Genomic DNA, 14,169 nt, shown 5'->3' on the forward strand with positions numbered 1-14,169 from the left:
AAAGGAATGACAACGGATGTCAAAAAGTCGGATAGACCGAAAGCATGTAGGTTACTGTGACAAGGTTTTCAATATGACGGATGGCGTGCTTAAGCAAGTATAAGTGTTCTTTGTAGCGTATATAGAAAAGCACATCCTGGGACCAAGTTTAGGATATTTTACATAGAACTAAAGGAATAAGGTAATACTCTGGAAAAATAGGAATGGAGTGAAGCCGTTAATGGTGCCTAATCACAAATGGAAATTAGTAACATCCATTGCAATACCTCTTATTGGCGGTACGATTGCCGGTACATTGGCAACAAAGTCTGCAAAAGCTAAGTATCAAAATTTGCAGACACCAAGTTTTGCCCCACCTAGTTGGGTGTTTCCCGTGGCATGGACGAGTCTATATACTTTAATGGGTGTCGCAAAACATCAATTCGATAAACAGCCAAAATCAAGTAATCTGCAGACCGGCGGCAATGCAACTTATACAACACAACTTGGCCTAAACTTTCTTTGGTCCTTTCTGTTTTTCCGGTGGAACTTAAGAGGAACTGCACTTGTGGATGCATCGATGCTATGGACGGCGGTAACATTGAATACGTATTATTTCTACCGTGGAAGCAAGCTTGCAGGCTCCTTAATGATTCCATACACTGGATGGACAACCTATGCAGTTGCACTAAACTATGCGACTTGGAAAATGAATCGTGGAAGACATACAGAGTATTCTTGAAAAAAGAAGCTTAATTAAGTGAGCAAGGGAAGGTCTGCAGGATTTTCCTCTAATTCAGTAAAACAAATCCTGAATCCATTGATTAACTGTTAGCGTAAAATAAGAGATACAAAGATAACCGTAAACGTTGCTGTAAAGGTGGCGTTTATGGTTATTTTTTGTGTGATTTTAAAGACCAGACTTAAAAAAATGCGGATAGTAGAATTTGTGAAAATCAATCTAGTGAAACAAAATACTTGTGGGGATTTATCCTTAATGGTCTATCGTGTGTAACAAAAGAAAACAATTAAATTGGAGGCGATAGTCCGCTTAGAGTACCACCGCTAAGCTTTACAGATTATTTTGGTAGGTTTAATGATTTTGATGGTGACATGAATGCTTCATTCATTTGAAGTGACGTTTATACATAACAGTCATTAATGCGGTTGTACGGTTGTTTAAAATTGATTGAGAAAGTCGGGGAATTGTGTCCTCGGCTTTTTGGTTGTATGTAAAAGTTATCAATTATACAAAGACATGACATGAATTATTCTAATTAGGTCGGCCGTATATATCAAACATGATTTTAATGTATCGATTGGACAATCTGTCCAAAAAAGATAGATAAAACTATACGCATTGACAGAAGAATAAAAGTATTCTGTGTAGTAATGTTTGTTGATAGCAAGTAATTTATTTGGAGGTGTTTTGTAAGCGCCCACAATTCGAGGGTAACTGACAAATTTCACGCTAAGACATTCAAATTAGGGGGTAGAATGGATGAAAGCAACGTTCAGAACACCAAAAACGAATAAAGGTTGGTTTGGTCTAATGGCGATTCTCGCAATTATCCTGTTAGGAAGTTGGCCAGTTATTCCTTTATTGAATAAGACAACCATCCTTTTTGGTATGCCAGTCCTGATGGTTTGGTCGGTCGCCTTAATTATACTGACGACTAGTACGCTCATGGTACTCAATAAAATAGGGGTGAATGACTGATGGCACAGTGGATTCCATTTATGATTACAGTATTGTATATGGTTGTCGCCGTTTGGCTTGGCTTTGGTGCAGGTAAGGGAAGAAACATGAACAAGGTTGAGGAATGGGGAGTAGCGGGAAGAAGTTTGGGACCAATCATCATGTACCTGCTTGTCGGTGCGGGAGGGATTAGTGCTTATACATTCATGGGAGCGCCCGGATGGGCATATTCAAAAGGTGTTCCAGTTTTGTATGTAGTCGTTTACTTGACGTTTATGGGCATCACAGCCTGGTATCTTGGTCCGAAAGTTTGGAGTTTAGGTGTGAAATTTAACCATGTGACGCAAGGGGCGGCAATTACGCATCGGTATGAAAGTCCGGCGTTGGGCGCTTTGGCTACATTCGTGACTTCTATTGGAATTCTTGCTTATGCCGTACTCCAGACAACAGGATCAGCTTATATCTTGAATGTAATGAGCCATGGTAAGATTCCAATCTGGTTAGGGGTTATTCTTTCACTTTCAGTCATCTCTATCTATCTATTTCGAAGCGGGCTGCGTGCAATTGGCATCACGAATGCTTTCCAAGGAGCACTTATGTTCGTTGTGTCCTGGTCGTTTGGACTTTGGGTAGTGAAGCAGTTCACAGGCGGCTATTCGTTCGGTCCGGTTTTTGAACGGGTACGAGAGGAAGCACCTCAATTCCTTACACTTCCCGGAAATCTGGGGGATATGGGCTTTGCATTCTGGACGACATCCATTCTGATCTCTATGGTTTCTGTTTGGCAGACACACTGGATTCAGTGGATGGGCGCGGATACTCGAAAATCAATACGTACAGCTGCCACGATGTTGCCGACATATTACATCGTTTGTATACCAATGTTAGTCGTTGGGTTCATCGGCATTTTTGTGTATCCAACTTTGGCCAATGCGGATACTGTGGCAATCCAGATGGCGATGGATAGCATGCCGGTTTTTCTTGCTGGTTTGTTAGGAGCAGGAACACTTGCAGCTGCAATGTCGTCAAGCGAGCCGTGTATTCATTCAACGGCACTTAGCTATAGCAAAGACATTATCCAACCGCTATTTAAGTTATCTGATGAAAAGGCTGGAAAAATGACGCGCTGGCTCATCTTCCCAATTATGGGACTCATTGTTGCACCTATTTCAATCATGCAGCCGGCAAGTCTCGTTTACATCTTGCTCATTGGCTATGGCTTTATCGGTCAGGCATTTCCAGCGCTAGTAGGCATGTTCTTCTGGCCACGTGCGACCAAGCAGGGAGCCTTCTGGGGTCTAGCGGCAGGGTTCGTTCTAACGCTCATTTTCTCGGTTTGGTTTCCGCATCCGTTGGGTATCCATGCGGGTGTCTGGGGTCTCTTTATCAACTTGCCGATTTTCTTTATTGTCTCGCTTATGACAGAGCCAGTCTCAAAGAAGGCGGTTGAGGACTTTTTCCCTGATATGGTTGAAGAACTGTACGAGGAAAAAGAAGTTTCAGAGGAAGTTACGAAACCGGTATCCATCTAACTATCATTTAGTACGTGGAAGGGGTATGCAGAGTGGCGAAGGAATTATTCATTAATGGTGAAGTTATTACAGTCAATGGCAAAGATGAAATTGCTGAAGCAATCGCTATCAAAGACGGTAGGATTATGGCCGTCGGAACAACGGATGAAATACTTAAGCTTCAGGACGGGGAAAGCGAAGTGACTGATCTTGATGGTCGGACACTTATGCCAGGCATCATCGAGTCCCATATTCATACGACAATGTATGGGGCGAATGTGCTTGCTGTTTCATGCAAAAATCCAGAAATCCGTTCGATTCCGGATTTACTTCGGAAGTTGAAGGAACAGGCTGCGGAAGTTCCGGTAGGTCAGTGGGTTCGGGCCTGGGGGTTTAATGAAACAATCATCGAGGAAGGACGCTTTCCTACGCGAGAGGAGTTAGACAGCGCCACGGACCGGCATCCAGTGATGGTAGTTCGCGCGTGCGGGCATATTTCAGCCGTAAACAGTAAGGGGCTTGAGATTGGAGGCATTACTCGTGATATGCCAAATCCGGAAGGTGGCGAAATTGGTCGCGGTGCGGACGGAGAACCAGATGGACGCCTTATCGAGACTGCGCATATGAACCTGTATCAACTCGCCGCACATACCCGCGAAGAGATTCGTGATGCGCATAGAATTGCCTCTAACCATTTTGCGGAGAAGGGTATTACATCAATCCATGATGCAACCGGTTATGGCATTAATAATATCGAGGCACTTCGTGAGGACGCTGAAGCGGGGATAATAAAACAGCGTGTTTATGCGATGGTGGGTGCTTTGAATAAGCCGGAAGAAGTAGTCCGTCATTACCTCGAAAAAGACATTCGAACGGGAGACGGGAATGAGCGCTTCAAGTATGGTCCGGTCAAGGTGTTCCTCGACGGCTCGAGTAGCGGACCGACCGTTTGGACGACCGAGCCGTATACGAGCGATTCTGAAAACTATGGTATCCATTACCTGACACAAGAAGAACTAGACGAACTATTTATTCCCGCGCATGAAAAAGGATGGCAGATTACTGCTCATGCACAAGGGGATGCGGCGATTGACCAGTTGCTCAATACGATTGAAAAGGCACTTAAGCTCCATCCGCACAAGGATGCTCGCCATCGAATTGAGCATGCAGGACTTGCTAGGAAGGACCATGTACAACGTATGAAGGAATTGGGAGTTGTCCCGACACCAAACCCGGCATTTTTTCATGAATATGGGGATGGCTACATGAAGAACTACGGAAAACGTGCAGAAGGAATGTATCCACTTAAAAGCTATTCCGAAAATGGAGTTCCTGCGACGCTAACAGCAGATTGTCCGGTCGCAGATTTTAATCCGATGCGAGGTATACATGGTGCAATAACGAGGAAGGCGCAGTCCGGCCAAGTTGTTGGAGAGGCTGAACAGATTAGTTTGCTTGACGCCATTCGTTGCTACACGATGAACGCAGCTTACTCTGGATTTGGTGAAAAGGAGACTGGATCAATTGAAGTCGGGAAGATGGCGGACATCGCAATCCTTAATCGGTCCATCTTAACTGCCAATGTGGATGAAATCCTTCTAATCAATATTGACCGGACAATCATCGGTGGCGAAACTGTTTATGACCGGAACATGGAAGTAATTCGGGCATGAATAATATCCGGATAGTGAAAGCAATCACGCTTAGTGGCTCACCGTATGACATCGGTCGCAGTCATGGGGAGCAAGGAAAAACAGAAATTAATATTAGCCTCGAAACATACGAGGCTCTTTTCTATGGATACACAGGTATGTCATGGAATGAAGTGTGCGAGAAAGCGCTATTACATCATGATGCCATTATGGCTTTTCGACCCGAATATATTGAGGAAATGCAAGGGGTTGCAGATGGGGCTGGTGTTCGCTTCGAAGACATTTTGGCATTAAATGCAAGGAGCGAGATTGCACTTACATCTACTCCAGACGGTTGCACGTCTTTTGCTCTTAATAGTGGCAAAAGGACATGGCTTGGTCAGAATTGGGACTGGAAAGGGAGTCAGACAGGTGCGCTACTTGACGTTCATATAGAACAGAAGGATAAACCGGCTATCCGTATGATTACCGAAGGCGGGATTATCGGAAAAATTGGTATAAACTCAGCTGGTGTTGGTGTTTGCTTGAATGCACTCCTGACCCGCACTTGGCAGCCGAAAGTCCCGATCCATCTTGGGTTAAGGGCAGTACTCGATTCGCACTCTTTTGAGGAGGCAACTGAAATTGTTGAAGGGAAAATGGCCTCACCTGCGCATTTTCTAATTGCCTCCAGAGACGGCAGAATGGCTGGAATGGAAGTATCGCCCGTTCGTACGGCAACCATTGGACCAAAGAATGGGATGGTATTGCATACAAACCACATCTGCGATACACAGCTCCAAGAAGCAGTGTGCGACTTTCCGATCTTAGATTCCGTTCCGAGACTGGAACGAATTCGAGATTTGATAGGTGAGTTGGATGACGATCCCCAGCAGGAAGATTTGTTCAGCGTCCTATCTGATCATCAGGGATATCCTGATTCAATCTGCAGACATGTGAATGTTAATGACCCTGAACACACGCAAATGGAAACCGTATTTAGCATCGTAATGAATTTGACGGAAGGTACTTTTGAATATCGACTTGGGCATCCATGCAGCACAAATGTTAATCGTTTGAAATGATGCATTCTGTTTTAATTGAGACGTCAACCGATGGACTGGTATTAATGTGATCTTTATTAGAAGAAAATCAAGCAAATAAACTTACTGGGGGGATGTAAAGTGGAGCGGGTCAATCGCAATCGGCTGCGAAATTTAATCAATCAATTCAGTGCGTTTGGTGCGACGCCAGGCAACGGGGTATCTCGTCTTTCTTTATCCCGAGCAGACATAAAGGCACGTAATCATTTCAGGGAGATTTGTGAAGATGCCGGGCTATCGGTGAAAGTAGATGATATGGGCAATATGTATGGAATACTTCCAGGTCTAAAGGAATTACCCCCAATTGCAATGGGCTCCCATCTCGACTCTGTCGTGAGGGGAGGACGCTTTGATGGGACACTTGGTGTCATTGCTGGACTTGAAGTCGTGCAAACCATTCGTGACCGTAATATGGAGCTCAATCATCCGGTTATGGTCATAAATTTCACCAATGAAGAAGGGGCGCGTTTCGATCCGGCTATGATGTCGTCAGGTGTTCTATCAGGTAAATTCGCCAAAGAGGTAATGCTTCGCTCAGTTGATACGGAAGGCATATCGTTTGGGGAAGCGTTAAAACAGAGCGGCTTCGAGGGAGGTAAGGAGAACAGACTAAAAGAAGCAGTTGCCTTCCTCGAACTCCATATTGAACAAGGTCCAGTACTTGATAGTTATGGAGAAGATATTGCGGTAGTGGAAGGGGTCATGGGCATGGTCTGTTATGAGATTTCTATTAAAGGCGAGTCGAATCACGCTGGGACAACGCCAATCACAATGCGAAAAGATGCTATGTTCGCAGCTGCCAACGTGATTGTACAGCTCCAGAAAGAACTAAAGAAGTTGCCAGAGGACCTCGTCTATACAATTGGTCGTATCAACGCATATCCGAACATTCACACCGTCATTCCGAACGATGTGACATTCACAATTGAAGCGCGCCATACAGATTCCGATGTTATCCGTGCAGTCGAGGAGATTATTGAACAGTTGCCTGAGGAAATTGAGCAGTGCACATTTAAGCATGAAAAACTATGGGAACGTTCAACAGTAGACTTTGATTCTGTTATTGTCGACGCTGTAGATGAAGCCGTGGGGGAGCTTGGTTACAAGACCCGCCGGATGTACAGCGGTGCGGGGCATGATGCGCAGTTCATCGCAAGCTATATCCCATCGGCAATGATTTTCGTTCCAAGCATGAAAGGATATAGTCATCGCGAAGACGAATATACATCATACGAAGAGTGTGCAAAAGGGGCCGATGTCTTGCTGAATACGTTATTAAAGTTGGACAGGAAAAAATCGGATGACAAGGACAGAGAGACGTCTGTTATTAGTAAGTCCACACACTCAATAAAATGATAGATATTGCTTTTCAAAGAGGGGTGAAAACAGGAACGGTGTGAATCCAATTGGAAGTTTTGTTATTCAGCCAACGTGCGCTTAAGTCAAGGAGAGCAATGTCCTTGAAGACGTTGCTCTTTACATTTAAACACTTCAACCAAAAGACCAATTTCCACGTATTCAAGAGAAGTATCCTGAGTAACATTTATAGACTAAACAAGAATACATCTAGTTAAATTTACATGAATAGTGATGTAGAACCGCGATTCACAAAAAATTAGAGACTTCCGCCATATCCAAACTATTATTTCAAGCTATAGATGAAAGCTTCGATTCTGTCGAGGCCTTCTTTTATATTTTCCATTGAATTGGCAAATGAAATGCGAATGTAGTCTTCAGCTCTAAAGGCACTTCCCGGAACAACCGCAGTATATTGTTCTTCTAAAAGTCGAGTTGCAAACTCAAGCGAACTTAATTTTGTATGCTGAATGGAAGGAAAAATGTAGAATGTGCCATTTGGTTTTAAGGCATGTAAACCCATTTCAGTTAATCGATTATAGACGTAATCTCTTCTTTCGATATAGGCTCTGTTCATATTTTCCGGCGCATTACGACAATTGTTTAAAGCATCAATTGCAGCATATTGGCTAGGCAGTGATGCGCAAATGGAATTATTTAGATGAACTTTTAATACTTGTTCAATGACTTTTTGATCCCCTAGTACATAACCAAGTCTCCAACCGGTCATCGCATGCGATTTTGATAAGCCATGCAATAATAGTAATTGAGGTCTAATTTCTGGATAGCTTGCAAAAGAAATATGGTCAAAATCAAATACATTTTCACTATAAATTTCATCAGACAGAATAAAAATCTTATGTTTACTCAATAGACGTACAAGTGGTTCAATCTGTTCTTTTCTCAACGAAACGCCGACCGGGTTCGAAGGGAAGTTTAAAATAATTGCTTTTGTTTTAGAAGAAATTATTTTTTCTAAATCATCCGGATCGGGAATGAAATTTGTTTTCGTTGTATCGAGTGTCACGATTTTCCCGCCGCTTAATTGGATGATCGATTCATATCCCGAATAGGAAGGGATTGGCAGAATAACTTCGTCACCTGGGGTGATAATCGTCCTTAATACAGAATCAATCGCTTCACTTGCCCCGTTGGTAATGATAATTTCCTCATAAGGATCATATAGAAAGCCGTATTTTTCATGAAAAAAATTAGATACAGCCTCTCTTAAAGGTAATAAACCAGCATTATGTGAGTAACCGGTGAGATTATTTTCGATTGCTTTAATTCCGGCATCTTTTACACGAGTTGGTGTGGGAAAGTCCGGTTGGCCAATTGTTAGATTAATCCCATTCGAATATTCACTTACTTTGTTTGCAAAAACTCGAATACCTGGAACACTAATATCCTTTACAATAGGATTTATTTTGTTTAGCATGAATTCTCCTCATTTCTTAATATGTATACATTATACAATGAACACTATATTCCAAAAGAGCGGAATTGTAAATCTCTTCTTGCGTTGAATTCTTTAATTCTCTAACTCACTGATGAAAAACAAGTTTAACTTATCTATATTAATGGGAAGCTAGAATGGTAGCGGAGATATAAAGATAAGTGGGAGGTTATCTGACCTTAGATTGCTCATTTATAAGGATTACTTAGAGAAATCTCGCCTGATTGAAAGATCAATTTATAATTGAAAAATAATATGGGTAATTATTAAAAATATTCAATTGACAACTATTTATGAGTAAGTTAGTATATTTATGAGTTATTAAGTATACATTATACATTTATTTATTAACTTAGAAAATGGGGTGGAGAGTTAAAATTCAATCTCTTCGCTTTGATAGGGAAAGCAGCTTTTACTATGGGGGAGGATTTATATGCGTAAAAAGATAGTTTTATTTTTAAGTGTAACTGTATTGTTATTTATGTTGGCAGGATGTTCCGAGAATGGCGATGCTGGAGGGGAAGGGACGAAACTTCAATTAGGTCATGCATTATCTGAAGGAACGCCGGCTGCGGAACTAATTGAAGAAATGGCTGAAAAAGTAAATGAAAGAACGGATGGCAGAGTTTCCTTTGATATATTTCCTAATAGCCAACTAGGCTCTGAGACTGAAATGTTGGAGCAAGTTAAACTTGGTACGATGGATTCAGCAGGAATTATGATTGGCACCATGCAATCGTTAGATCCTAAATTGGCGATTGAAGATTTACCATACATGTGGAAAGACATTGAACATGCTCGTTCCGCATATGAAGGGGAATTTGGGGATTATTTAGCAGATATCATTGAGAAACAAGGAATGAAGAAAATTGGTTATCTTGAATGGGGATTTCGGCATATTACAAATAATAAGCAACCAATCGTGACACCTGAAGATATGAAAGGGATGAAAATTCGGGTTGCTGAAACAAAGTTACGTGTCGATGCATTTGAAAAGATAGGCGCGCTTCCAACTGTGATGGCTTTTAGCGAATTATATGGAGCTTTACAGCAAGGTACAGTAGATGCGCAAGAAAATCCCTTGGCGAATATTGTTGCGCCAAAGTTTTATGAGGTACAAGACTATTTATCACTGACGGGTCATTTTTACAATACGATCATGTTAGTTGTATCTTCAGATGTTTGGGAAAAGATTTCTGAAGAAGATCAACAAATCATCTTAGAAGAAGCTGAAAAAATTCAACAAGAAGTGATTGTTCAAAATGATGCGCAAGAAGATGAATATATTGAAAGTTTAAAAGAAAATGGAATGCAAGTGAATGACGATGTAAACAAAGAAGCTTTCCGTGATGCAATGTTGCCAGTTTATGAGAAATGGGAAAAAGATGTATTCGGGGAAGAATTAATGAATATTTACCGAGAAGCTTCGGGGTGGTAAGGAAGAGGAGGGGACTTCCTTCCTTTTTTTCTTTATGCACATATGAAACTGGAGGTCAATGGAATGCAAATAACTAAAATGATTGCGAGAATATTAACATTTCTATGTGTGGTTTCAATTGCTTTATTAGTTATAGTCGTTTTTACACAAGTCGTTTCTAGAATGTTAAATTATTCATTACCAGGCACAGAGGAATTGTCTAGATTGATGATAGTTTGGTTAACGTTTTTAGGAACAAGTTTAGCAATTCATGAAAAATTGCACTTAGCGGTAACTTTTTTCGTTAAGAAGGTAAGCACGAAGATAAAAAAGTGGATTTATTTCTTTGTACATATTCTAACCATTTTATTTTTCGGTATTTTGCTAGTTTACGGGTTTAAATTAACATTTTCATCAATGGGAAATTTATCACCGACCTTACAATTACCTATGTCTGTGTTTTATGCAGCCATTCCTGTCAGTTCAATTTTTTCTATCTACTTTATATCAACACATATGTTTGAATCTACTGCGGAAGGAGAATCTTTTGCATGATCATTTCGATGCTAGTGCTATTTTTCCTTCTACTTTTCTTAGGAATACCCATTGCCTATACGATGGGGATTGTCAGTGTTGCTATGTTACTAGTAAGTGGAGTTTCATTGGAAATTGTTGTTCAACGAATGTTTGCTGGGGTGAATAGTTTTTCATATTTAGCAATCCCTTTATTCATTTTAGCGGGAAATATTATGGGAAAAGGAGGACTTACGAGACGCTTAATGGATTTGGCCCATGTAATTGTAGGAAAGTTGACAGGTGGCTTGGGAATGACTGCGGTTGTGACAAGTGCACTTTTCGGGACGGTTTCAGGTTCTACAGTAGCTACGACCTATGCTGTCGGATCTGTTGTTGTTCCTGAATTAAAAAAGGAAAAATACAGTAACTCTTTCATCGCTGCAATTATTGGACCGGCAGGCGTTTTAGGGTTGATTATTCCGCCGAGTATAACGATGGTTATTTTAGGAATCACAGCTGATATTTCAATTGGAAAATTATTTATTGCCGGGATTTTACCTGGAATTGTCTTAACGATTGCGATTTGTATTTATGTGGCATTTATGGCGAAACGAAAAGGTTTTGGTATCCAGGAGGCTGAACCGGTTAGTCGTCAGGAGTTTTTTAGAATCGCTCGAAAAGCAATTTTACCTTTACTATCTCCTGTATTTATTTTGGGAAGTATTTTCTCAGGATTTGCGACAGCAACAGAAGCGGCGGTAATTGCGGTTGTGTATAGTTTTATTTTAGCGTTATATTACAAGGAAATAAAGATGAAGACTTTCAAAGATATTATGGCGGATTCTGCGTTGGCATCTGCTACAATTTTAATCATAATTTCTGTGGCCAATGTATTATCTTATGTACTCACTGCGAATAAAATTCCGGCAATGATTTCGGAATTCTTTTTACAATTTGCAAATACACCATGGCAATTTTTATTAGTCGTTTCCCTAATATTATTGTTGCTAGGTATGTTTTTAGAAGTGACGTCATTAATCGTTTTATTGGCACCAATTTTTATGCCAATTGCACTTCAATATGGTATTGATCCAATCCATTTTGGAATGGTATTAATTATGAATTTTGCATTGGCAAATGTGTCACCTCCTGTAGGATTGTCTTTAATTGCTGGAGCAAGTGTTACAGATAAAAATATGGGCATAGAAGATACATTTCCTTATGTCCTTCATGTGATTGGTATTATCGCTGCAGTTGTTTTACTTATTATTACCGTACCGAGTATTTCAACAGTAATTCCAAGTTGGTTTGAATAAAAGGAGGACAAATGATAAAAAAACCTGGATTGATTGAAACGTATCATTGCTTGCATGGTGGAAATGGTAAAGTTTTAGTTGAAAGAAATATTACGAGGGAAGACGGGATTCAAGGATTAGATATGTTGGCGCGAGTATCTGTTGAGGTCGGGGCGTCGATTGGTTATCATCAACATGTAGAAGATTCTGAAGGGTATTTTATTGTCGAGGGCGAAGGGGTTTTTATTGACAATGGGAAGGTTGAGAAAGAAGTAGTGAAAGGGGATTTTTGTTTTATTTGTAAAGGTCAAGGGCACGGCATAATAAACACAGGTGATGTGCCTTTAGAAATTATGGCTATTGTGATTAGTTAAGGAAGTGGATTTACATTGTCCTGCTTAAAGAATCATAATAAATAGCACCCTTCAAGATTGTTTATTGTCATATGTGGAAAAACATGTTTAAGTTGTATGGAAAATAGGAATCTGCGTAAACATAAAGGTCTTTTGTAGTTCTTAGAACTAACGAAAGGCCTTTTTTTATCCACACAATTGAGATAACTAAGTTGGTTGTTTTTGTAGAGTGCTTGTACTTGGTCCATACATGTCTGTGATATTTATCACAGTATTGAAGGTAGAAGTTTATTAAAATTAATACTTGAATACTTAGAATCATTTGATTTGGGTTGAAAACAGGAAGGGGTTGTAATGTGATGAAGAAAAAAACAGATATGCCGCTTGTTTATTCGTGTTCTGGTTGTTCTTCTGCGGCGCAGACCGCAAATACGATTGCAATTAAAATGGATAGGGCAGACATTGCTGAAATGTCTTGTATTGCAGGAGTTGGCGGCGATGTGAAGCCACTTGTGAGAACAGCGAAGTCGGGCAGGGATATTATCGCGCTTGATGGTTGTCCACTCGCTTGTACGAAACATATTTTAGCAAGACATGACCTTGAAGCAAAACATCATTTTGTCTTAACACAGTTTAATGTGCCGAAGAAAAATGGTGTAGACCCAGATCCAGTGCTTACAGAGAAGGTTTACAATGAAATCGTAGATCAATTAATTGTTCCTACACATTGATCTTGTTTAGTAGGAGATGTGGCATTATAAAAGACAATAAATACTAGAGGCCCGGGAGTGTTGAGCACTTACGGGCCTCCAGTATTTAACTGTGACGAAGAAGGTTAACACGTGTCATTCCCTGGATCATTCGTTGTCATTTTGTGGTAAATTTTAATGACCGTAATCAGTAAGTTTTAGCTAGAAGCTTTTTACCATCAAGCAATAAAGTTTATCTTTTTTTAATGTAGCTCTACAATAAACAATATCTAAACATAAAGGAGCGAATTAGCATGGGAAAATTAGATAATAAAGTTGCATTGATTGTTGGTGGTACATCAGGTCTTGGAGAAGCGACAGCTAAAATGTTTTCAGAAGAAGGCGCTAAAGTGGTCGTTGTTGGTCAAAATGAAGAAAAAGGTCAACGTATTGTTAGCGAGATTAAACAAAATAATGGAGAAGCAATTTTTGTAGCAATGGACATAGCGAATTCCGCATCAGTCGAAAAAGGGGTTAATGAAGCGATTGAAGAATACGGCACGATTGATGTATTGTATAACGGCGCTGGTATTCATGATGCTTATAGAAACGTCCTTGAAACGGACGAGGAAGAATTTGATAAATTAATGGGTATCAATGTTAAAGGTCCATACCTTACAACAAAAGCTGTTATGCCTATCTTTTTAGAGAAAGGTAAAGGATGTATTATTAACATCGGATCCCAATCCACATTTGTTGCGGGTGCAGGTGGTACTACATATGTAACGAGCAAACATGCAATAGCTGGATTTACGAAGCAATTGGCTTATGATTTCGGTAGTAAAGGAGTTAAAGCTAATTTAATCGCACCAGGGTTTATTGAGACACCTATGACAGAAGGTATTTCAGATGAGAGACTGAACGACATTCCAGCGGGTAGGGCAGGTAAACCAGAGGAGATTGCAGCAGTAGCCGTATTCTTAGCTTCGGAAGAATCAAATTATATGCAGGGCGCAGAAATTAAGGTTGATGGTGGTTGGACTGTTGGGCGTTAAGAATCATTACCAAAAATTCACATTCAACGCTGTGTAAGGTATTATCCGGACAATACACTACGATTGTATGAAGGAAATGGTGATTGTAAAAGAAGGATTCTTGCTGGAA

General features: G+C 40.6%; 13 protein-coding genes. 12 read left to right on the forward strand and 1 reads right to left on the reverse strand.

All coding sequences use genetic code 11. The features are described 5' to 3' along the window. Positions 1-220 precede the first annotated feature (220 nt). The 6 genes from AB1H92_RS05110 to AB1H92_RS05135 all read left to right on the forward strand — a co-directional run bounded on the left by AB1H92_RS05110 (position 221) and on the right by AB1H92_RS05135 (position 7,279). Complete coding sequence (locus AB1H92_RS05110; protein ID WP_115361835.1) at positions 221-721, forward strand: TspO/MBR family protein; 501 nt, start codon at positions 221-223, stop codon at positions 719-721. 759 nt (positions 722-1,480) lie between these two features. Beyond that, positions 1,481-1,699, forward strand: a complete 219-nt coding sequence (locus tag AB1H92_RS05115; protein WP_115361833.1) for a hypothetical protein — start codon at positions 1,481-1,483, stop codon at positions 1,697-1,699. Beyond that, positions 1,699-3,210 (forward strand): sodium:solute symporter, encoded by a 1,512-nt coding sequence (locus AB1H92_RS05120; RefSeq protein WP_115361831.1) that lies wholly within the window; start codon positions 1,699-1,701, stop codon positions 3,208-3,210. The genes AB1H92_RS05115 and AB1H92_RS05120 overlap by 1 nt, the downstream gene beginning before the upstream one ends. 32 nt (positions 3,211-3,242) lie before the next feature. Beyond that, positions 3,243-4,862 carry an amidohydrolase gene (locus AB1H92_RS05125; RefSeq protein ID WP_243835723.1) on the forward strand — a complete coding sequence of 540 codons (1,620 nt, stop codon included), beginning with the start codon at positions 3,243-3,245 and terminating at the stop codon, positions 4,860-4,862. Then, complete coding sequence (locus AB1H92_RS05130; protein ID WP_115361827.1) at positions 4,859-5,905, forward strand: C45 family peptidase; 1,047 nt, start codon at positions 4,859-4,861, stop codon at positions 5,903-5,905. Before AB1H92_RS05125 ends, AB1H92_RS05130 begins: the two co-directional genes overlap by 4 nt. Before the next feature lie 99 nt (positions 5,906-6,004). Then, a complete protein-coding gene (locus AB1H92_RS05135) occupies positions 6,005-7,279 on the forward strand; it encodes a Zn-dependent hydrolase (protein ID WP_115361825.1) in 1,275 nt (424 codons plus the stop codon). A gap of 286 nt (positions 7,280-7,565) precedes the next feature. Here AB1H92_RS05135 and AB1H92_RS05140 read toward each other — a convergent pair whose 3' ends face one another. Continuing rightward, positions 7,566-8,717, reverse strand: a complete 1,152-nt coding sequence (locus tag AB1H92_RS05140; RefSeq protein WP_115361823.1) for an aminotransferase class I/II-fold pyridoxal phosphate-dependent enzyme — start codon at positions 8,715-8,717, stop codon at positions 7,566-7,568. A gap of 451 nt (positions 8,718-9,168) precedes the next feature. Between AB1H92_RS05140 and AB1H92_RS05145 the strand changes: the two genes are divergently transcribed. The 6 genes from AB1H92_RS05145 to AB1H92_RS05170 all read left to right on the forward strand — a co-directional run bounded on the left by AB1H92_RS05145 (position 9,169) and on the right by AB1H92_RS05170 (position 14,060). Further along, positions 9,169-10,173, forward strand: a complete 1,005-nt coding sequence (locus AB1H92_RS05145; protein ID WP_115361821.1) for a DctP family TRAP transporter solute-binding subunit — start codon at positions 9,169-9,171, stop codon at positions 10,171-10,173. A gap of 63 nt (positions 10,174-10,236) precedes the next feature. Beyond that, the gene (locus AB1H92_RS05150; protein WP_115361819.1) at positions 10,237-10,707 is read left to right on the forward strand and encodes a TRAP transporter small permease; all 471 of its coding nucleotides are present in this window, start codon (positions 10,237-10,239) and stop codon (positions 10,705-10,707) included. Continuing rightward, positions 10,704-11,984 carry a TRAP transporter large permease gene (locus AB1H92_RS05155; RefSeq protein WP_115361817.1) on the forward strand — a complete coding sequence of 427 codons (1,281 nt, stop codon included), beginning with the start codon at positions 10,704-10,706 and terminating at the stop codon, positions 11,982-11,984. Before AB1H92_RS05150 ends, AB1H92_RS05155 begins: the two co-directional genes overlap by 4 nt. Before the next feature lie 11 nt (positions 11,985-11,995). Continuing rightward, the gene (locus AB1H92_RS05160) at positions 11,996-12,337 is read left to right on the forward strand and encodes a cupin domain-containing protein (RefSeq protein ID WP_115361815.1); all 342 of its coding nucleotides are present in this window, start codon (positions 11,996-11,998) and stop codon (positions 12,335-12,337) included. A 338-nt stretch (positions 12,338-12,675) separates the two neighbouring features. Then, positions 12,676-13,047 (forward strand): putative zinc-binding protein, encoded by a 372-nt coding sequence (locus tag AB1H92_RS05165; protein ID WP_115361813.1) that lies wholly within the window; start codon positions 12,676-12,678, stop codon positions 13,045-13,047. 272 nt (positions 13,048-13,319) lie between these two features. After that, entirely contained in the window at positions 13,320-14,060 is a 741-nt protein-coding gene (locus tag AB1H92_RS05170; protein WP_115361811.1) for an SDR family NAD(P)-dependent oxidoreductase, read from the forward strand. Positions 14,061-14,169: the final 109 nt, after the last annotated feature.

Source organism: Sporosarcina pasteurii, assembly GCF_041295575.1.
GTDB lineage: Bacteria > Bacillota > Bacilli > Bacillales_A > Planococcaceae > Sporosarcina > Sporosarcina pasteurii.